18 protein-coding genes and 1 pseudogene are annotated in these 20,119 nt (G+C 36.7%); 12 read left to right on the top strand and 7 right to left on the bottom strand.

What is annotated here, in order from left to right:
• Positions 1-29 precede the first annotated feature (29 nt).
• Positions 30-654: pseudogene (locus UC75_RS19080) on the top strand (hypothetical protein).
• Positions 655-1,278: 624 nt separating this feature from the next.
• Entirely contained in the window at positions 1,279-1,686 is a 408-nt protein-coding gene (locus UC75_RS16470; protein WP_049838199.1) for a hypothetical protein, read from the top strand.
• Positions 1,687-1,762: 76 nt separating this feature from the next.
• On the opposite strand, the gene UC75_RS16465 is transcribed toward UC75_RS16470, so the two are convergent.
• On the bottom strand, positions 1,763-2,152 hold the full coding sequence (locus UC75_RS16465; protein WP_049838198.1) for a hypothetical protein: 390 nt from the start codon (positions 2,150-2,152) through the stop codon (positions 1,763-1,765).
• A gap of 598 nt (positions 2,153-2,750) precedes the next feature.
• Positions 2,751-3,338 carry a recombinase family protein gene (locus UC75_RS16460; protein WP_049838197.1) on the bottom strand — a complete coding sequence of 196 codons (588 nt, stop codon included), beginning with the start codon at positions 3,336-3,338 and terminating at the stop codon, positions 2,751-2,753.
• Between the two features lie 833 nt (positions 3,339-4,171).
• On the opposite strand from UC75_RS16460, the gene UC75_RS16455 reads away from it, so the two are divergent.
• Positions 4,172-4,756 (top strand): recombinase family protein, encoded by a 585-nt coding sequence (locus UC75_RS16455; protein ID WP_049838208.1) that lies wholly within the window; start codon positions 4,172-4,174, stop codon positions 4,754-4,756.
• A gap of 246 nt (positions 4,757-5,002) precedes the next feature.
• On the top strand, positions 5,003-5,296 hold the full coding sequence (locus UC75_RS16450; RefSeq protein WP_031947468.1) for a hypothetical protein: 294 nt from the start codon (positions 5,003-5,005) through the stop codon (positions 5,294-5,296).
• Between the two features lie 174 nt (positions 5,297-5,470).
• On the opposite strand, the gene UC75_RS16445 is transcribed toward UC75_RS16450, so the two are convergent.
• From UC75_RS16445 to UC75_RS16440, 3 genes are all read right to left on the bottom strand, one after another.
• Entirely contained in the window at positions 5,471-6,754 is a 1,284-nt protein-coding gene (locus UC75_RS16445; RefSeq protein ID WP_005302967.1) for a ribonucleotide-diphosphate reductase subunit beta, read from the bottom strand.
• 138 nt (positions 6,755-6,892) lie between these two features.
• Positions 6,893-7,027 carry a preprotein translocase subunit YajC gene (locus UC75_RS19075; protein ID WP_081399196.1) on the bottom strand — a complete coding sequence of 45 codons (135 nt, stop codon included), beginning with the start codon at positions 7,025-7,027 and terminating at the stop codon, positions 6,893-6,895.
• 54 nt (positions 7,028-7,081) lie between these two features.
• Complete coding sequence (locus tag UC75_RS16440; RefSeq protein ID WP_004794340.1) at positions 7,082-9,913, bottom strand: ribonucleoside-diphosphate reductase subunit alpha; 2,832 nt, start codon at positions 9,911-9,913, stop codon at positions 7,082-7,084.
• A gap of 353 nt (positions 9,914-10,266) precedes the next feature.
• Between UC75_RS16440 and UC75_RS16435 the strand changes: the two genes are divergently transcribed.
• The 3 genes from UC75_RS16435 to bfmS are packed head-to-tail and all read left to right on the top strand — an operon-like array spanning position 10,267 to position 12,844.
• On the top strand, positions 10,267-10,449 hold the full coding sequence (locus UC75_RS16435; protein ID WP_034679197.1) for a hypothetical protein: 183 nt from the start codon (positions 10,267-10,269) through the stop codon (positions 10,447-10,449).
• On the top strand, positions 10,446-11,162 hold the full coding sequence (gene bfmR, locus UC75_RS16430) for a response regulator transcription factor BfmR (RefSeq protein ID WP_003653488.1): 717 nt from the start codon (positions 10,446-10,448) through the stop codon (positions 11,160-11,162). Before UC75_RS16435 ends, bfmR begins: the two co-directional genes overlap by 4 nt.
• Positions 11,163-11,194: 32 nt before the next feature.
• Positions 11,195-12,844 (top strand): sensor histidine kinase BfmS, encoded by a 1,650-nt coding sequence (gene bfmS, locus UC75_RS16425; protein WP_049838196.1) that lies wholly within the window; start codon positions 11,195-11,197, stop codon positions 12,842-12,844.
• 22 nt (positions 12,845-12,866) lie between these two features.
• On the opposite strand, the gene UC75_RS16420 is transcribed toward bfmS, so the two are convergent.
• Together UC75_RS16420 and UC75_RS16415 are read right to left on the bottom strand one after the other, a co-directional pair.
• Complete coding sequence (locus UC75_RS16420) at positions 12,867-13,220, bottom strand: hypothetical protein (protein ID WP_002120022.1); 354 nt, start codon at positions 13,218-13,220, stop codon at positions 12,867-12,869.
• Between the two features lie 91 nt (positions 13,221-13,311).
• Positions 13,312-14,730: a diguanylate cyclase gene (locus tag UC75_RS16415; RefSeq protein WP_049838195.1), complete on the bottom strand. Its 1,419-nt coding sequence runs from the start codon at positions 14,728-14,730 to the stop codon at positions 13,312-13,314.
• 424 nt (positions 14,731-15,154) lie between these two features.
• Between UC75_RS16415 and ndhC the strand changes: the two genes are divergently transcribed.
• The 5 genes from ndhC (at position 15,155) to nuoF (ending at position 20,113) form a co-directional block, all read left to right on the top strand.
• Entirely contained in the window at positions 15,155-15,706 is a 552-nt protein-coding gene (gene ndhC, locus UC75_RS16410; RefSeq protein WP_003653481.1) for an NADH-quinone oxidoreductase subunit A, read from the top strand.
• 6 nt (positions 15,707-15,712) lie between these two features.
• Positions 15,713-16,390: a NuoB/complex I 20 kDa subunit family protein gene (locus tag UC75_RS16405; protein WP_002050353.1), complete on the top strand. Its 678-nt coding sequence runs from the start codon at positions 15,713-15,715 to the stop codon at positions 16,388-16,390.
• Between the two features lie 84 nt (positions 16,391-16,474).
• Positions 16,475-18,262, top strand: a complete 1,788-nt coding sequence (gene nuoC, locus UC75_RS16400; protein WP_004794331.1) for an NADH-quinone oxidoreductase subunit C/D — start codon at positions 16,475-16,477, stop codon at positions 18,260-18,262.
• A 13-nt stretch (positions 18,263-18,275) separates the two neighbouring features.
• Positions 18,276-18,785 carry an NADH-quinone oxidoreductase subunit NuoE gene (nuoE, locus tag UC75_RS16395; protein ID WP_005302974.1) on the top strand — a complete coding sequence of 170 codons (510 nt, stop codon included), beginning with the start codon at positions 18,276-18,278 and terminating at the stop codon, positions 18,783-18,785.
• Positions 18,782-20,113: an NADH-quinone oxidoreductase subunit NuoF gene (gene nuoF, locus UC75_RS16390; RefSeq protein WP_049838194.1), complete on the top strand. Its 1,332-nt coding sequence runs from the start codon at positions 18,782-18,784 to the stop codon at positions 20,111-20,113. Before nuoE ends, nuoF begins: the two co-directional genes overlap by 4 nt.
• Positions 20,114-20,119 lie beyond the last annotated feature (6 nt).

Here is a 20,119-nt window from a genome sequence, read left to right as displayed (position 1 = left end):
TTAATGAAGCAGTCGCTAAGTCCACAGAGTTGTATAATTTCCCATATATTTTTGTCGCTCGTCCAGGGATTTATGGATCGTCTGGTGTACATAATGGTGCTAGAAAGCCATTAGAATCTTTATTAATATCTGAAGCATTAAATAAAATTAAGCAAAGACATCAAATCCTTAATTATGTGTTAGTTGGGCATAGTGGTGGTGGTCATATTGTATCTGCCTTATTATCAAAAAGGACAGATATATTATGTGCTATCCCAAGTTCAGCCCCTTCATCACCAAAAATATTGGCAGAAGCATTGGGGAAAACACCTGATCCAAGACTATTTGAAACTGTAGATGCAATAACAGCACTTACACCGAAGCACCCAGCAAATAGAGTATTTGTTGTGGGGGATTTAAATGACAGTATTGTGCCTTGGGTTTCTCAAAAAGTACTTCATGACAAGTTGATTCAATTATCTTGGGCGTCAAATATCATAAATTTACAAGCGGCTGACAGGGATCATCATAATTTGGCTGAGAAAGCTACCAAGATCGCGGGGATGTGTGCAAGGGGATTGCCAACCTTGAATATTCTTGACCAAGCAGGAAATTTATAAACGTACTTTTTATTTGCATAGAACAATAAAAAGGTACTATGGCTATCATTCATAGGAATCACTTTTATGCGGATATTAAAAGATTAGCTTGCTTTGAATCTATAAAATGATCTATTTAATTGTTTATTGCTTAAATATAAGTTTTATAAACGAAATGAAAATTGAGATGAAAAGGAATATAGTTGAGAAAACTATAAATTCTGGACAATAAATTTTGAAAGCATTCTATCTTTAAATTTTTTATAATGTTTCAAATCTAAGTATTTAAAACATGATTTTAAAACAATTTTTTAGATAGAAGTGATCTTAGTGTATGTAAAATAAAGATAATTTTTAAATAAGAAATTTTATTTTTGAAATTAATTGATTTGTAATTGATACAAATGGGGTCTTATGTGAATATAATTTTGAGGATTTTTATTATGCAACTATCCTCGTATTTCAGGTTTGAGTGATATTCACTAAGTCCACAGCCTTTTAGGGTGTGGACTCTTCTTAATTAATAAAGAACTTAAATTTATATTGATTTTTTTTATTCTAATTTAAGAGTGTAAAATTAAATTTCACTTAAAGGTATTGGAGTATATCTATTGTTAATAATCCTACCTCTCTAAATTTTAATTTAAGATGGGATTTATAAAAATGGATGTTTATATATTTAACATGAGGATTAAAATTAATGAAGAATTTAATTCTAACTCAAATCGTATTTTCATTAACACTGATCTTTTCTGGTTGTGTGAATCAACCATATGGACATCAATCGGTTTATTCACCACCTTCTATTAATACAATTGCGAATCATAAATTGTACTTAATAGCAGAAAAATCAGCCCATCCTAGCTTTGGTACAGGTGAGGTTACAGCAGATAAAGCTACTCAATATGCAAATAATCATAAGAAGACAGTGATTTGTGATAAACATCATTACTATGCTGCGAGTAATACGATTAGTGAGTTGAAGCAGACAAAGATTACTTTAGTAAGTGGCGAAGAAGTTAATGTCCCTAAATCGTGTTGGGTCGAAGATGCGAACCCACAAAACTCAATTTATGTTTCCAAATCATCTGTGAGCCACGTTTTTTGATAATTAAGTACATAGTCGAGATTAAGCTCGAATAGCTTAATCTCGACTATAATTTATTTAAAAAATTTTTAAAATATTAGTTATTTAAATCAAAAGAATTGATTGAAACGATAGCCTGAAAATAATTTTTATATAATTCTATATTTAGATCTAGAAAACTATTTTTTTCAATTTCTATTAAATATATTTTATTATTATTTACTTCTTTTCGATTTGAAATGTATTCTATAGCAGAACCTATTTCATTAATTTTATAATTACTTGATTGGTTTAAATTTAATGAAACTAAAAAAGAGAGAAAACCTATTTCTTTCATTTTTTCTGCATAGAAAGTAGCATAAGTTTTAGTGCTTTTTATTGATCCTGTATCAAACATAATTATGCCTGGAAAGGGCCCAAGTCCTTTGGGAATATAAATCTCACCTGTTGCTGAGCCTAGTGAGGAATTCCAAAAAAGATCATTCATATTAATTGTTTATCAAAATTAAAAATAAATAAATTTTCATAATAATAGCTTGAAAGCATTAAACTATTTGATTCAAAACTCAAAATTATGAATTTTAAAAGATTAAACTCTTAAGCTAACATTTGAAATTTTTTAACACTATCAAGATTAACTTAAAAGTTTGATTAAGTTATTTCATAGAAAACAACTTTACTTTGTAAATATAATATAATCAATAGTAAATATATATAAATTATATATTTGCGTAAATTAATTTCATAAATAATTGAAAATAAAGTTTATTTTATGTTATATAACTAATTAATCCTGATTTTATAGAGACGAGTAAAAAGAAAGAAAGTAATTTAAAATTGTAAGGAAAAAGTAAATTAATATAGAGTCATTATAAATTGTCATTAATAAAAAATAAATTTAAAATATAATAATATTTTAAATATGTTTGTATATCAATACCTTGTTGAATTTTTAAAATTCAATATTTCCTATAATTTATATTGTGTAGAGGATTAACTTTTACTAGTGAAATATATTCCATTACGATTCCCTTTTATATCATTCCATATGCATTTAATGGGTTTTGAATTAAAATTTAAAATAATTACAACGTGTTACTTTTTGAAGCATTGTTTAAAATTCTTTGAATTACAGTTCTTGTAACTGAAAACTCTTTAGCGAGTGAATATACACTATAGCCTTTTTTGAACAACTCAATCACTCTATTTTTTTGTTCATTATTCAATATTTCAGGCCTACCTACTTTTCTTGTAGGTTTGTGATCTTTGAATTTTTTATTGTCAGATTTGAACAATTTTTCAAATTCAGCAGATAATTTTAGAAAATGAAGGAAGAAAATTTTCAAGTCACCATTAATTTCATTTTTAGAATAATCCAAGCATATTAGTCGGATTTTTTTTTGATCAATTTTATCAACTATACCTAAAATTTCTTCAAAACTATTACCCAAGCAATCCATGCTTTTTATCACTAAAATATCACCTTCTTCTAATGAATAACTTATTAAGTTAAGAAATTTATCTCTATAAATAATAGATTTATCAACAGATACTTCTTCTACTACTAATCTATTCTTTTGAATTTTATAACCATACTCACTAAAAAAAGAGATATATCTAGAAAATTCAAATTGCAAATTAGGCTCTATTCTAACATAGGCATATGTACGCATATTAAAAACACCAAAATTAAACAAAAACAAAACAAATCTTAGCATCTTATTTTTTTAAAAAAAACATGAACTAAATCACAAAAGTGTACTATACACTGTTTAAAACATATTAATTAAATGCATAGATTGAGCTTCACTGTACATCACATTTTTGATCATTATTATTATATTAGTTAATAATTTTATTGGTCTTTTCTGGGTGTTTTTTTTCATCTTTAATTACCTTGTTGCTTAAGTCTTTCTAAATTTAATATTAATCTAATATTAAAATCTAGTTTTATTTTTTTAATGAAATAATTTGAATATACATAACAAAACAAAATATCATGTGGGTAATTGGGAGATTTTTGATATTTTCTATATCTTTTTGATATGAAAGTATTTTTTGTATATATCTGTTTGGTTTTTAACTGTGTGTTTAAATTTATTAAAAATAAAAAACATGGTTTTAAAACACTTTTGTAAAATAATTTATGAAAATTATAAATTTATATTTTTTGTTAATGTTTAAAATATATATAGTTTTAATATTTGACTATATTTATAATTTTCTTATGCTGCTTTGTAAATTTTAAATATAAAAATTAAAGTAATTTTCAGATAATTATTTAATATTTATATAATATTTTAAAATATTATATTTTTGGTTGTTGTGATCATTGGAATTTTAAAATAGTAGAAATATGGAAATAATTACACTACTATAAAAGTATGAAATTAATAAACTAATCATATAACAATCAATAAGTGAAGATCTAAAAGTATATTTTTTTATTTTAATTTACTTTATTAGACATACTTCACATCACTCTAAGGGATTGAGGGGGATGGCTATGCGTATTTATGCATATATACGAATAAATTCAAATATTGATGATTTGCAAAAAGAAAAAGAATCTTTTATTTCTTTACTAGCAAGCTTTAATCATAAAGTTCATCCAAATAGAGTTATTCTTGAATTGGTATCAGTAGATAAAACTATTGCTATACGGAATATTTTTTTTAATCTAATTAATTATTCCTTGGAGGAGGGGGACTTTCTAATTGTTAAAGGTATTGATTGTTTAGGAAGTAGTTTTAAAGAAATATTATCTACAATTATTTTAATTGAAAAAAAGAAAATTAAATTAATTATATTGGATTATATAAATAGTGAGTTGAAAGAAGATATTAAAAATAATTTTATCCATTTCATCGAAATTGGTATTGGTTTTGAAAAACTTTTCATATGTGATCAAACTGCACAAAAAAACTATAGATTATCTAAAAAGGTAGGTAGACCTGAAAAATTAACGGATGATCAAAAACAGGATGTTATTAATAAATTTAAAAAAGGATTTAGTGTATATTCTTTAGCTAAGGATCTTGCAGTTTCAAGGACTGTAATACAAAGAATAATTGAAAGATCCAATGATTAATTATACAGTTAATATTGAAGTTAAATGATGGATTAAAATGATTTAGTTTTTGTTGCGAATTAAATTGTGTTTTAATTTTTAATTTAATGCTTATTAAATTAAAAATTAATTTTAAAATTAAATTCATATTGATATTTTTATTTTTTTATTCATATTGTTGTATGTGCTATATAAAATAATTTTAATTTATTAAAGGTTGTATTGTATAGCTACTTGGTTGATTTTTATGATCTGGTAAAATTAAATATGGATATGAATATTGATTTAGAGAAATGGAGGTGCTCTATATGTAATGGCTTTATTGTTGTTGATCATTCAAAAATTCAGAAAGAAGATTATGTGCAGTTTGTATATAGAAGAATAACTAATAATGATTCTTTTTATTTCATTTATAGAGTTGGCATGGTGGTAGACCGAAAAGAAAAATTATTAACTATTAAGTATAAGAGTAGGTTATATAAGGTGTTGGATAGTGGTACTTATCCTGTAAATGCTCCAGCTCTTATTGTCTATAATATGTTTTGGATTTGTGGTTGTTAGTGTCTAAATATTAAAAATACTTATTTTGTTAGTTGAAATTAGTATAAACTTTAAATCTCTATATTGTTGATTTCGTTATTTAATTTATCTGTTGTTTTTCTAATTTAATGAAATATATCTTAAATAAAAAACCGCTACAGATAGCGGTTTTTTTTATTTAGTAGATGCTTAAACTTACCAGCTTAACGCACCACCAGTTTGGTAGTCAGTTACGCGAGTTTCAAAGAAGTTCTTCTCTTTACGTAAGTCCATCATCTCAGACATCCATGCAAATGGGTTCGTTACACCAGCAAATTGCTCTGGTAAACCTAACTGAGATAAACGGCGGTTACAGATGAATTTCAAATATTCTTCCATCATGCTTGCGTTCATACCCAATACACCACGTGGCATTGTGTCACGCGCATATTCGATTTCAAGCATTGTGCCTTCAACAATCATTTGAACCACTTCTTGTTGGAACTCAGCGCTCCAAAGGTGAGGGTTCTCAATCTTGATTTGGTTAATCATGTCGATACCAAAGTTCAAGTGCATAGACTCATCACGCAAGATGTATTGGAATTGCTCAGCAACACCATTCATCTTGTTACGGCGACCCATACTCAAAATTTGAGTAAAGCCACAGTAGAAGAAGATCCCTTCAAGAACACAGTAGAATGCAATCAGGTTACGAAGTAAACGCTGATCGTTTTCAGGCGTGCCTGTGTGGAAATTAGGATCAGTTAAAGATTGAGTATATTTCAATCCCCACGCTGCTTTACGCGCAACAGATGGAACTTCACGGTACATGTTGAAGACTTCGCCTTCATCCATACCTAAAGATTCGATACAGTATTGGTAAGCGTGAGTGTGAATTGCTTCTTCAAATGCTTGACGCAAAATGTACTGACGGCATTCAGGGTTAGTAATGTGGCGGTAAATTGCCAATACTAAGTTGTTTGCAACCAAAGAGTCCGCAGTCGAGAAGAAACCTAAAGAACGCATAACAATCGTACGCTCGTCTTCAGTTAAGCCATTTTCAGACTTCCAAAGCGCGATGTCTAGGTTCATGTTTACTTCTTGCGGCATCCAGTGGTTTGCACACCCGTCAAGATACTTCTGCCAAGCCCACTCATATTTAAATGGAACAAGCTGGTTCAAGTCCGCACGACAGTTAATCATTGCTTTGTCATCAACTTGAACACGTTGTGCGCCCATTTCTAGCTCTTCAAGGCCAGGGGCAACATCTAAGTGTTCTAAGGCTGCAGAGGCTCTAGCCACCGTATCGGAGGCAACTGTTGGTCGCACGGAATGGGTTCCAGCGGATTGTGGAGCTGCCACGCTCTGCGATGATGACTGCGCAGCAGATACATTCTGCGAATCAGACGTTTTTTCCGGTTGGATGGGCGCAGACTTGTGTTCAGGTGCAGCCGGTTTTTGCGAATCATCTTCAAAATCGTCCCAACTAAGGATAGACATTTTTGTTCTCTCTTCGTTGTGTATATCTATATTTGACATCTCTTAAACGAAGATGTCCCTACTATACGCTTTTAATGTGTAAACAAAATTAAGTTTTATTGATGCATGACCAAATTTTGGGCCTCTGGTCTCTGCTCACTACAACTTATTTTGCTTACGCTGTTGCTTACGTATTGTGAAAAATGCGTAAATCAGCGGTATATAAAAGAAAAGAAAGGCAAAGATTAAAACTCCAACACCAAGCATATAGTTATGGCTGAGATGAAAAAGCATAATCTTTACCTCTTAAAATTGCTCTTTAGTGAAAAAGAGCAATTTTATTGAATGTTATTGGCAAGCTTCACAATCTGGGTTGTCGATTGAACAAGCCATTGGAACTGGAGCTGCTTGGGTAAAACCATCTTCTTCAACAGCTTCTGGTTTTTTCGCTTCTACAACAGGAGCAGCAACTGCCGCCGCTTCAACAGTCGCAGGTTTAACTGCGTTTAAAGCACCTGTGTTGATTGTAGATTTTTCAGCAGAAGTTGCGCCTAAAGCTCGGAGGTAATAAGTCGTCTTAAGACCACGTAACCATGCCATCTTGTAAGTGATGTCAAGTTTCTTACCATTAGCACCAGAGATGTAAAGGTTAAGAGACTGAGCTTGATCAATCCACTTTTGACGACGTGATGCAGCATCAACGATCCAACGTGTATCTACTTCAAATGCAGTAGCAAAGATTGCTTTTAATTCTTCAGGAATACGAGCAATTTTTTGTACTGAACCTTCAAAGTGTTTCAAGTCATTAACCATCACTGTGTCCCACAGACCACGATCTTTTAATGCACGAACGAGGTAAGGGTTAATTACAGTGAACTCACCAGACAAGTTAGATTTCACATATAAGTTCTGGAATGTTGGCTCAATAGACTGAGAAACGCCACAAATGTTAGAGATGGTTGCAGTAGGTGCAATCGCCATCACATTTGAGTTACGCATACCGTCTTTTTGAACTTTGGCACGTAAAGTGTCCCAGTCTAAACGTTGAGTACGGTCAACTTCGAACATGCGTTCTGGACGAGATTTTGCAACAATTTCTAAAGAGTCGATTGGAAGGATACCTTGATCCCACAATGAACCTTTGAATGTTGAGTAAGAACCACGTTCAACAGCCAAGTTGCTTGAAGTTTCAATCGCGTAGTAGCTAATTACTTCCATTGATTCATCAGCAAAATCAATAGCAGCATCTGAGCCGTAAGCGATGTTCATTTCATATAGAGCATCTTGGAAGCCCATGATACCCATACCCACTGGGCGGTGTTTCAAGTTCGAGTTTTTCGCTTGTGGTACAGCGTAGTAGTTAATGTCGATAACGTTATCGAGCATGCGTACTGCTGTTTTAATTGTGCGAGCTAACTTCTCACGGTCTAACACACCACCTTGAACGTGTTGTACAAGGTTGATTGAGCCCAAGTTACATACTGCAATTTCGTCTTGATTTGTATTCAAGGTAATTTCAGTACATAAGTTAGATGAGTGAACTACACCAACATGTTGTTGTGGTGAACGTAAGTTACATACATCTTTGAACGTAATCCACGGGTGACCAGTTTCAAATAACATAGAAAGCATTTTGCGCCATAAGTCTTTAGCACGTACTTTCTTGTGTAGCATGTTGGTTTCTTTCGCTACAGACTCATAGTAAGCATAACGCTCAGCAAATTCAGCACCAGTTAAGTCGTGCAAGTCTGGAGTTTCAGAAGGGGTAAATAGTGTCCATTCACCATCTTCAAATACACGTTGCATAAACAAGTCTGGAACCCAGTTTGCAGTGTTCATGTCGTGTGTACGGCGACGGTCATCACCAGTGTTTTTACGAAGTTCTAAAAACTCTTCGATGTCTAAGTGCCAAGTTTCTAAGTATGCACACACGGCACCTTTACGCTTACCACCTTGGTTTACTGCAACAGCTGTATCGTTCGCAACTTTTAGGAATGGAACTACACCCTGAGACTTACCGTTTGTACCCTTAATGTAAGAGTTCAATGCACGTACAGGTGTCCAGTCATTCCCTAAACCACCAGCCCATTTAGAAAGCATAGCGTTGTCACGCATTGCGCCATAAATGTCATAAAGGTCATCGCCAATTGTTGTTAAGTAACAACTAGAAAGCTGTGGACGTAATGTACCTGAGTTAAACAGAGTAGGCGTAGACGCCATGTAGTCGAAGCTAGACAATAAGTTATAGAACTCGATTGCACGTTCTTCTTTATCTTGCTCATTTAACGCAAGACCCATCGACACACGCATGAAGAATAATTGTGGTAATTCGAAGCGAACGCCGTTTGAGTGAATGAAGTAACGGTCAAATAAAGTCTGTAAACCTAAGTAGGTAAACTGATTAGAGCGTTCTGGCTGAATTGCTGCTGCCAGTTTCTCTAAATCGAAATCAAGCAAATCTGGTGAAAGCAAGTCAAGCTCTACACCTTTTTTCAAAAAGGCTTCGAGTGCATTGTTTTCAGGCGTATCTGTAGGTAAGCCTAAGAATGCTAAACCTGTGCTCACTAATTCACTAGAAAGCAAACGTGCAGTTACGTAAGTATAGTTTGGTTCTTGTTCAATACGAGTACGTGTTGCCATCATCATTGTAGTGGCAATGTCACTTTCTTTTACGCCGTTATATAAGTTCTTAACGGTTTCATCAACAATAGCCTGAACGTCAATACCTTCCAAACCTTCAGCTGCTTTCGCTACAGTTGCTTGCAATGCACTTAAATCAAGTGGCTGAAGCTGACCGTTAGCATCGGTAACTTGTAACGTAGGGTGGTGGTTTGAGTTCGTTTGCTGACGAGCAGTAGTACGTTGTTCGCGGTAAATCACGTAAGCGCGGGCAACTTTCTGTTCTCCGGTACGCATTAAAGCAAGTTCAACCTGATCTTGAATTTCTTCAATATGGATCGTACCGCCTGATGGTAAACGACGAGTGAAAGTATTTAATACCATTTCCGTCAGTTGGGTAATACGGTCGTGAATACGGCTTGAATCCGAACTCTGTTGACCTTCCACAGCAAGAAAAGCTTTACCAATCGCAACAGAAATTTTCTCTGCATCAAATGCAGCAACATCTCCAGTGCGTTTGATCACCTGAATTTGACCGGGAGTCGAAGTAATTACGCTCATGCCAGCATAGCTCCATTGTCACTTTTGTTATGTTTATAGACCGTTTGAACCGAGCAAAAAGTATGCCACGATGTTTGAGGGATAAACACAAGACTTAGTAGTTAAAGTTTATTTTGAACACAAGATACGGGATTTTTCATAGCAGATCAATCTTGACTTTTTAGTAATTTTTTATCTGTATGATTTGATGGGAGATAGCATAGCAAAGCTATTAAAAAACGCTTATAGATAAGTTTGTGGATAACTCAAAAAACAAGCACTTAAATACAATTAATGTAGGAGAAGAAATAATTTGTTTAATATTCATACATTGGAAATATGAATAGAATATGAAATTTCATAACAATAACTAAATGTTAAAAACACGAGAAAATTCAAAGGTTAATAAAATGCAACAAAACACGGTTGTCATGTATCAGTTTGGTGAACGCCTACTTGTTTACAATGTAAACGTGTGTATATTGCAAATGATAAACGAATGTATCTGCAAGATTTTTAAGATGCATGTAATGAGATTTATAGGGGCAATGATATGAGCCAAGAAGAAAAGTTACCAAAGATTCTGATCGTTGAAGATGACGAGCGTTTAGCACGATTAACTCAAGAGTATTTAATCCGCAACGGCTTGGAAGTTGGTGTAGAAACTGATGGTAACCGTGCAATTCGTCGTATTATTAGTGAACAACCAGACCTAGTGGTCTTGGATGTCATGTTGCCGGGTGCCGATGGCTTAACTGTTTGCCGTGAAGTTCGTCCACATTATCATCAACCGATTTTGATGTTAACTGCACGTACAGAAGATATGGATCAGGTACTTGGTCTAGAAATGGGTGCAGACGACTATGTTGCTAAACCAGTTCAACCACGTGTGCTATTAGCGCGTATTCGTGCACTATTACGTCGCACAGATAAAACTGTAGAAGACGAAGTTGCACAACGCATCGAATTTGATGACCTCGTAATTGATAATGGCGGCCGCTCTGTAACACTGCATGGTGAGCTTGTTGATTTCACTAGCGCAGAATATGACCTATTATGGTTGCTTGCATCAAATGCTGGCCGTATCTTATCGCGTGAAGATATCTTCGAACGTTTACGCGGTATTGAATACGATGGTCAGGACCGTTCAATCGATGTCCGTATCTCACGTATTCGTCCAAAAATTGGTGATGATCCTGAAAATCCAAAACGTATTAAAACAGTGCGTAGTAAAGGTTACTTGTTCGTTAAAGAAACCAATGGGTTATAAGATCTGAATAAACTTCCTATAAGGTTGGTCGAGTGTTTAAACACAGCATATTCCTGCGAATCTATGCGGGACTGGTAATTCTTGTTGTTTTGGTTGCCGTTTTTGGTTATTTGCTTGTACAAATTATCAATTATCAACGTGCTCAAGAATACCGTGAATCTTTAACTGATGGTATTTCTTATGTCATTAGTGAGGGAGTCGCTCGACAACCGGGGAAGCAACAGAAAATAGACTGGGTTTCAGATGCATCAGATTTATTGGAACTTCCAATTTATTACACTGATGCGAGCAAGGTCGAATTATCTCGTACTGAGAAAAAACGGATCGAAGCTCAAAAGTCTGTTGTCCGTTACGATGCCAGTAATAGTATTGCATATATCATTATTGGTTTACGTGACGATCCTCAGCACTTTTTATCGATAAAAGTAGACAAAATTAGTGAGCGCCAAATGAAGGCTCTCCCTATTTTTGTACTTGATTATCTAATGTTTTATCCGGGGCAAGAACAAGAATATCTTGCTAAGATTCAAAAACATTTTTCATATCCAATTAATATCTACAATATTCAAGATATTAATCTAGACTCTGAGCAAATTGGTCGTTTGCGTCAAGATCAAAGTGTCATGTTGTACAAAGATAGTGCAACAATGCGTGGCACAACCATTTCAATCGTATCTCCAATACCAAATCATCCTACACAAGTTCTGGTTCTTGGACCGGTTCCAATGTTTAACTGGATGCCTTTACAGCTTTCTGCCGGAATTACCTTATTTAGCCTATTCTTACTGAGTTTAGGTGTTTATGGTCTCATCTTGCCGTTAGAACGTAAAATTCGCCAAGTACGTTATGCATTAAACCGCATGAAGTCAGGTGATTTGTCATTGCGTGTTCCTATTGAAGGAAGTGACGAAATGGCAAACTTGGCATCAAGTTATAACAATATGTCTGATCATATTCAGCGTTTGATTGAGGCTCAGCGTGAGTTGATGAGAGCTGTATCTCATGAACTTAGAACGCCGGTTGCCCGTATCCGTTTTGGTACAGAGATGTTGGCAGAGGAAGACGATTACAACCATCGTATGCATCAGGTCGATATGATTGATAAAGATATTGAGGCGCTTAATACCTTAATTGATGAAATCATGACTTATGCAAAGCTAGAGCAGGGTACACCTTCATTAGATTTTGCTGAAATTGCGCTATTTGATGTGTTGGATCAGGTTGCGGTAGAAACTGAAGCTTTAAAAACGCAAAAAGAAATTGAGCTTGTTGCTCCTCCTGTTTATTTGAAAGTCGATGCGGAGCGCCGTTATTTACATCGAGTGGTTCAAAATTTGGTGGGTAATGCTGTTCGTTATTGTGATAACAAAGTTCGTATTACCGGTGGTGTTCACAGCGATGGCATGGCCTTTGTTTGTGTTGAAGATGATGGTGCCGGAATTCCTGAGCAAGATCGTCAAAGAGTATTTGAAGCCTTTGCGCGTTTAGATGACAGTCGTACGCGTGCGTCAGGTGGTTATGGTTTAGGGTTGTCAATTGTAAGTCGTATTGCTTACTGGTTCGGTGGTGAAATTAAAGTAGATGAAAGCCCTACCTTAGGTGGAGCTCGCTTTATCATGACATGGCCTGCAAAACGCTTTAAACAACCTCCTTTGAAAACCAATAAAAAAGCACCTTCATAAAGGTGCTTTTTTATTGCATTACTTATAATTGAGTTGCATCTGGTTCCAAAATGGGTTTTCCGCTTCTTAAGCTGGTTAACGCATCGGAATTAAAGTCGATCAGTAATGAATTGTTTTTTGCATCAATCTGGTATTTTTGAATGAGAGGTTGATCTCCATTAAGCGTTTCTATTTTATATTCATCTGCAATATGCAAAATACCTTCTAGGTTTGTTGTTGTTGATGCAAAATCCTGTCTAAATATTTCATAGACATCTCGCAAGTCAAAAATTGCATTGTTCGCATCTGGATGTTTGTGAATATAGCTTTCTATATGTCGCACAAGTAACTGAGCAAACAAGTAGTAGTTTGGTTTGTGCGTATATTCTAGAGTCATGCATTTTTCTCCTTATTATCTGTTATTAGCATACATGGCAAAACACAGGTTATTGTATAAAATTCATTACACTAGATGATTAAATGAAAACCTATAAAGATATAAAGACCCGATTACGCCCCTGGCGTTTTGCTTGATATAAAGCGTCATCTGCTTCTTTAAATAAATTTTCAATCGCTCTATGTGATGAAGGGGAATATAAACTTATACCAATACTGACTTGTATGAAAATTGGTAATTTCCCATAAATATAAATCGGTTGCTGACTAATTTTAATTCGTATTTGCTCTGCAAGGTCAAAGGCACTCTCTTTTGTAGTATCGGCAATGAAAATTGCAAATTCTTCACCACCAAATCGCCCTAATAAATCATGAGGATGCAAAATATTTTGAATAGTGGTGACGCAGGTTTGTAGGGCGCGGTCTCCTATTTGATGGCCATAGTTGTCGTTAACTTGTTTGAAATGATCTACATCCAGCATAAAAAAGGCTGAGGTTTTATTTTCCTTGTGCACTTTTTCTTGAAGTAGTCTGACTGACTGTAAAAATTGGCGTCGAGTAAGACTTGAGGTTAACTCATCATGCGCAATCGCGTGTTGAAGCTTTTGAATTAATTCTGAGTGTAAAACGCTAATACTGGAAACCGTAAGAGGGGCAATCGTCATCATGATTAACCCAATACGGATTGAAATCGTATTGCTGAAATAGTCATTCGGATAGAGTAAAAGATAATGTCCAGAGACATGATAAATAATGTAGGCACTAGTAAGACTTGTAATGAGTGCAACAACAATAGGTTTGTAGCGAATTGCACACCAAATCAGTGCAGCAATTGGGTAGAGGAGTGAGCCGGGACCAGAGTCATAATAACTGGCTGCAATAGAAACGAGGACAGCTCCGAAAGGTAAAAGGTCGGTTACTTGTAAGCCGCGATTTCTTGAAAAATAATGTTTTACCTGACTATATTGAGGTAGGTTTAATATGATCGGTAAAAGAAGCAAAGCATTTTGCAATTCTGAAGTGAACCAGTAACCAAATTCATCCCACAAGCCACCCAGCATAAATTTAGTATTAAACATGGGCACGAAAGTTGCTGCAAACAATGCGCCTGCTACGCTTCCTACTCCGCATAAAGCAAATAAAAAAAGGTAAGAATAACCTCGGTAGGCTGCTTTAATATGCTGATTAAAAAACATATAGAGTGCAAACGTAGTAACAACATAAAGAAAATTTGACGTTGTTAAAACGAGTGTAAGAGCAAATGGAGTACCCTGAAGCAGATCGGCAATGACATAGCCGCTATAAGCACCTAAAAATGAGCTTAATCGACGTGTGCTTGGAAAGCGAATGAGTAAACCAAGCAAAACAGAGTTAGCAGGCCAGAAGAATGCGAGAAAGCTTAAAGGACGAGATGCGATGCCAATAAAACAACATACTGCAATAATGAAGCTAAACAGGAGAAAAATTTTTAAAGAGGAGAAAAATGAAAATTCACGAAGTGAGTATGGCATCAGCTGCCCTTAATGATAAATACTCTTATCCAAGAGTAATAAAATATTATGCATGACTAAACATTCATCATAATTCAGAGGAGAAGCTGAATACAATAAAAAACAAACTAATATTATAAAAAAGTAAGTTATTAAAACTTAATAGTCGATGAACTGTGTAAATATTCTAAAATTAAAAAATGAAAAAAATCATCATAAACAAAAAAACTATTAAATAAACCGATTATGTGCGGTGAAACCCCCCTTACAACCCATAGAAGAATAGTTTTGTTTAGAAAATCATCCGAAAGACTAAGACGCTTCAACTAGCATGCGAAATTAGAAATCAGGTACAATTGGCGGGATTAATTTTGTGTTTGGTGTATTTGAAGGCCAATACATACATTCTTTGTTAAATAATAGGCCTGCCAGGAGTTATCCCCGCATGAGTGCCATTACTCCATACGACTGGGCGATTATCGCCTTCGTGATCGGCGTTACATTTCTTTGCGTCTTTATGCTCACAGTTCCCTTACTCCTCGGGGGGAAATCGTGGGGGCGTGCTAAGCAAGAGCAGTTTGAATCGGGTGTCGTGAGTGCTGGTGGCGCTCGCATTCGCCTGTCTGCAAAGTTCTATTTAGTTGCAATTTTCTTTGTTGTCTTCGACTTAGAGGCACTTTACCTCTATGCATGGTCTACTTCTGTGCGTGAAGTAGGGTGGTTGGGATATACCACTGTCGTGATCTTTGTCGTTGATTTATTGATTGCGCTTGTTTATGCCTTCTCTGTAGGTGCTTTAAGTTGGTCACCAGCAGATCGCCGTAAATCAGCAGGTGAGGCGATTAAAATCGGTTCACCAACAATGAACATTGCTGAAATTACACGCTTTAACTCTATTGAAGAGCTCGTAACTGACCCTACAGGCCAGATTCCAGCTCAATCATCAGGTCGTGTTAAGTCAAAAACTACACCTGCATTGTCATCTGAAAAGGAGTAAGTCGGGATGAAATATACTCTGACCCGCGCGAATCCGGATGCTGATCAATACCCATTGCAAGAACGTCAAATCGTGACAGATCCACTAGAAGAGGAAGTGAATAAAAATGTATTCATGACTCGTTTAGAGGATGTCTTGCATACAGCAGTAAACTGGGGGCGTAAAAACTCCTTGTGGCCATTTAACTTTGGTACCTCTTGTTGTTACGTTGAATATGCAACGACCTTAACAGGTGTGCATGACTTGTCACGTTTCGGCGCAGAGGTTATCCGTGCTTCACCTCGTCAAGCTGACTTGATGATTGTTGCAGGAACCTGTTTCGTAAAAATGGCACCAGTTATTCAGCGTCTATATGAACAGATGTTAGAGCCTAAATGGGTCATCTCGATGGGTGCTTGTGCAAACTCTGGAGGTATGTACGACATCTATTCAGTAGTTCAAGGTGTAGACAAAATTATTCCTGTTGACGTGTACGTCCCAGGTTGTCCGCCTCGTCCTGAAGCATTAATTCAAGCTTTAATGCTTTTACAAGACCAGATTCAATTAGAGCGACGCCCGCTTTCTGCCGTGATCGGTGATGATCTTCAGCCAGTGTATAAGCCAAAGATGATGCCAGAACGTGACCGTAAGAATGCGCAGCGTATTGCCGTTAAAAACTTACGCTCTATGGATGAGATTAAATAATTTTTTGACGGTGTTTTGACATATCTAACCGATATGTTCATCGAGAAAATTGACAGAATTTGTATTAAATAGGAAGCCAAGCCAATGGCTGAAACTGACATTGCTATGCCAGAGTCAACACCAGTTGATTCACGCCCAGCATTTGCAATCGTAGAAGAACTCAAAACCAAATTTGGTGAGAACTTTTACGTGCAGGCGACTTTTGAAGAGTTTCCAACAGTCTGGGTTGAGCGCGCACGCGTGCAAGAAGTCCTTATGTTCCTACGTAAAGTGGAACGTCCATATGTAATGCTGTTTGACTTGTCTGCGATGGATGAGCGTTTACGTGTTCATCGTGATGGTTTGCCAGCATCTGACTTCACTGTGTTCTATCATTTATTATCGCTTGAGCGTAATAGTGACATTCGTATCAAGGTTGCCTTGAACGAAAATGATCTTAACCTTCCGACAGCGACTAATATCTGGCCAAATGCCAACTGGTATGAACGTGAAGCTTACGATATGTTCGGTATCAATTTCGAAGGGCATCCAATGCTCCGTCGTATCTTGTTGCCAACGTACTGGGAAGGTCACCCGCTTCGTAAAGAATATTCAGCACGTGCGACAGAATATACGCCGTACATGCAAGACAAAGCGAAACAAGACTTTGAACAAGAGCACTTACGTTTTGTGCCAGAAGACTGGGGTCTTAAGCGTGGTAACGCTGACGAAGACTTTATGTTCTTGAACTTGGGTCCTAACCATCCATCTGCACATGGTGCGTTCCGTGTTGTATTGCAGTTAGATGGCGAAGAAGTGAAGGACTGTGTTCCTGATATCGGTTATCACCACCGTGGTGTGGAAAAGATGGCTGAACGTCAAACATGGCATTCTTTCATTCCTTATACTGACCGTGTCGACTACTTAGGTGGTTGTGCTCAAAACATGCCGTATGTAATGGCTGTAGAGCAAATGGCAGGTATTAAAGTTCCTGAACGTGCGCAAGTGATTCGTGTCATGTTGAACGAATTGTTCCGTATTAATAACCACTTGTTGTTCTGTGGTACGGCAATTCAGGATGCCGGTGGTATGACACCAGTATTCTATATGTTCGCAGACCGTCAAAAAGTTTACGACATTGTTGAAGCAATCACGGGTTACCGTATGCATCCAGCATGGTTCCGTATTGGTGGTACAGCACACGATCTTCCAAACAACTGGCAAAAACTTGTTAAAGAATTGCTAGAGTGGATGCCTAAGCGCTTAAACGAATACTACACAGCGGCATTGAAAAACTCTGTGTTTATTGGTCGTACGCGTAACGTTGCACAATACGATGCTAAATCTGCACTCGCATGGGGTGTAACTGGTACTGGTTTACGTGCGACAGGTATTGATTTTGACGTTCGTAAATATCGTCCATACAGTGGCTATGAAAACTTCGATTTTGATGTGCCAGTTGAGTATGAAGGCGATGCATATGCACGTGTACTCGTTCACTTCCGTGAAATTACTGAGTCGTTAAAAATTATTCAACAGTGTTTGGATAACATGCCTTCTGGTCCATATAAAGCGGATCATCCATTGGCTGTTCCACCACCGAAAGATAAGACATTACAAGATATTGAAACCTTGATTACGCACTTCTTGAGCGTTTCATGGGGTCCTGTCATGCCAGCGGGCGAGTCATCATTTATGACTGAAGTGGTTAAAGGCGCAAGTACTTACTACTTGACTTCAGATAAAGCGACGATGAGTTATCGTACTCGTATTCGTACACCGACGTTTACTCACTTACAGCAAATGCCTTCAGTGATTAACGGAAGTTTGGTATCTGACTTAATCATTTATCTGGCGACCATTGACGTGGTTATGGCTGACGTGGATCGCTAAGAGGTAACACATAATGATGATTTTGACTGATAAAAAGCCACGTGTGAATGTTGAAGGAATTTTGACTGCGGAAGAAATTCACGATATCGAACATCACATTGGTCACTATCCATACCCTCGAGCAGCCTCTTTGGATGCATTGAAGTGTGTACAGCGCCGTAATGGTTGGGTAGATGACGCTCAAATGAATGCCATCGCACAGTTATTGTCGATGAGTGTTGCTGATTTGGAAGGTGTTGCAACATTTTACAACCGTATCTATCGCCATCCGGTAGGTCGTCACGTAATTTTGCTTTGTGACTCAATTGCTTGCTTCTTGATGGGTGCAGAAACACTTGCTGAAGCATTCCAGCGCGAACTAGGAATTCAGTATGGTCAGACGACACCAGATGGTCGTTTTACGCTGCTTCCAATTTGCTGCCTCGGCAACTGCGACAAAGGCCCAACTTTAATGATTGATGAAGATACTCACGGTTTAGTTGAAGTGACATCGGTCAAACAGTTATTGGAGAAGTATGTATGAATACTGAACCAAAACCAATTTATGGCGACGGTAATCCAGAAACTCATCCACTAACTTGGCGTTTAAGCAAACGTGACGAAGTTCGTGGTGCTGATGATTACGAAGCACTTGAAGGTTATGCCGGCTTTAAAAAAGCGTTAGGCATGAAACCTGCTGAAGTGTTAGACGTGATTAAAGCTGCAACCGTAAAAGGTCGTGGTGGTGCGGGTTTCCCAGCGGGTATTAAATGGTCATTAATGGCACCAAATGATGGTGGTCCACGTTATTTGATCTGTAATGCCGATGAAATGGAACCGGGTACCTTTAAAGACCGTTTGTTGATGGAAAAACTTCCACATCAATTGATCGAAGGGATGTTAATTGCGGGTTATACCTTAGAGGCGACTCATGGTTATATCTTTATCCGTGGTGAATACATCGAGGCTGCTCAATATCTAAATGAAGCGTTAGAACAGATTCGTGCTAAAGGTTATTTAGGCGAAAATATTTTAGGTTCTGGCTGGAATTTTGAGTTGCATGTACATACGGGTGCAGGGCGTTATATCTGTGGTGAAGAAACTGCATTGATTAACTCGCTTGAAGGTCGTCGTGCTAACCCTCGTACTAAGCCACCGTTCCCGCAAGTTGCAGGAGCATGGGGCCGTCCAACAATTGTGAACAACGTTGAAACTTATAACAACTTGCCAGCAATTATGCTTCGTGGTCCAGAGTGGTATATCGGTTTATCAGCAGGTAAATCAAAAGACCCAGGCACTAAAATTTATGGTGCGTCAGGTAAAGTGAAATTCCCAGGTCTTTGGGAATTACCATTTGGTACAACTGCACGTGAAGTGATTGAAGATCATGCTGGTGGTATGCGAGAAGGCTTAAAGCTTAAAGCATGGTTACCGGGCGGTGCTTCAACTGACTTTTTACCAGCAGATACCATTGATTTACCAATGGATGCAGACACGATTATGAAAGCAGGTTCTCGTTTGGGAACATGTTTATTGATGGTTGTAGATGAAACCCAATGCATGGTATCGCTCACTCGTAACTTAGAAGAGTTCTTTGCGCGTGAATCATGTGGTTTCTGTACACCATGTCGTGATGGTTTGCCATGGGCTGTTAAAGCGCTTAAAGCACTTGAAGCAGGCGAAGGTAAGAAAGAAGATATCGACCATTTACAAGAATTGACTCGTAAATTATGGATCGGTAAAACTTTCTGTGCCCACGCACCAGGTGCGATGGAGCCGCTTATGGGCGCACTCAAACATTTCCGTGGTGAGTTTGAAGCGAAAGTGACGACTCGTCCTGTCGTGCAAACCAGCAACGTAGAACAAGCTTAAGGAATT

The organism is Acinetobacter sp. V2 (assembly GCF_001188385.1).
Taxonomy (GTDB): domain Bacteria; phylum Pseudomonadota; class Gammaproteobacteria; order Pseudomonadales; family Moraxellaceae; genus Acinetobacter; species Acinetobacter oleivorans.
Note: the sequence above shows the minus strand (reverse complement) of the source record. Positions and strands in the feature narration are given on the sequence as shown.

What these genes read in the sequence shown, in the direction of transcription:
- UC75_RS16455 (WP_049838208.1), top strand. Translation starts at nt 4,172, where the DNA reads ATGCGTATTTATGCATATATACGAATAAATTCAAATATTGATGATTTG.
- nuoE (WP_005302974.1), top strand. Translation starts at nt 18,276, where the DNA reads ATGATGATTTTGACTGATAAAAAGCCACGTGTGAATGTTGAAGGAATT.
- UC75_RS16405 (WP_002050353.1), top strand. Translation starts at nt 15,713, where the DNA reads ATGAAATATACTCTGACCCGCGCGAATCCGGATGCTGATCAATACCCA.
- UC75_RS16415 (WP_049838195.1), bottom strand. Translation starts at nt 14,730, where the DNA reads ATGCCATACTCACTTCGTGAATTTTCATTTTTCTCCTCTTTAAAAATT.
- UC75_RS16470 (WP_049838199.1), top strand. Translation starts at nt 1,279, where the DNA reads ATGAAGAATTTAATTCTAACTCAAATCGTATTTTCATTAACACTGATC.
- UC75_RS16435 (WP_034679197.1), top strand. Translation starts at nt 10,267, where the DNA reads ATGTTAAAAACACGAGAAAATTCAAAGGTTAATAAAATGCAACAAAAC.
- nuoC (WP_004794331.1), top strand. Translation starts at nt 16,475, where the DNA reads ATGGCTGAAACTGACATTGCTATGCCAGAGTCAACACCAGTTGATTCA.
- nuoF (WP_049838194.1), top strand. Translation starts at nt 18,782, where the DNA reads ATGAATACTGAACCAAAACCAATTTATGGCGACGGTAATCCAGAAACT.
- UC75_RS16445 (WP_005302967.1), bottom strand. Translation starts at nt 6,754, where the DNA reads ATGTCTATCCTTAGTTGGGACGATTTTGAAGATGATTCGCAAAAACCG.
- UC75_RS16460 (WP_049838197.1), bottom strand. Translation starts at nt 3,338, where the DNA reads ATGCGTACATATGCCTATGTTAGAATAGAGCCTAATTTGCAATTTGAA.
- UC75_RS16440 (WP_004794340.1), bottom strand. Translation starts at nt 9,913, where the DNA reads ATGAGCGTAATTACTTCGACTCCCGGTCAAATTCAGGTGATCAAACGC.
- bfmR (WP_003653488.1), top strand. Translation starts at nt 10,446, where the DNA reads ATGAGCCAAGAAGAAAAGTTACCAAAGATTCTGATCGTTGAAGATGAC.
- UC75_RS16465 (WP_049838198.1), bottom strand. Translation starts at nt 2,152, where the DNA reads ATGAATGATCTTTTTTGGAATTCCTCACTAGGCTCAGCAACAGGTGAG.
- ndhC (WP_003653481.1), top strand. Translation starts at nt 15,155, where the DNA reads ATGAGTGCCATTACTCCATACGACTGGGCGATTATCGCCTTCGTGATC.
- UC75_RS16450 (WP_031947468.1), top strand. Translation starts at nt 5,003, where the DNA reads ATGGATATGAATATTGATTTAGAGAAATGGAGGTGCTCTATATGTAAT.
- UC75_RS16420 (WP_002120022.1), bottom strand. Translation starts at nt 13,220, where the DNA reads ATGACTCTAGAATATACGCACAAACCAAACTACTACTTGTTTGCTCAG.
- UC75_RS19075 (WP_081399196.1), bottom strand. Translation starts at nt 7,027, where the DNA reads ATGCTTTTTCATCTCAGCCATAACTATATGCTTGGTGTTGGAGTTTTA.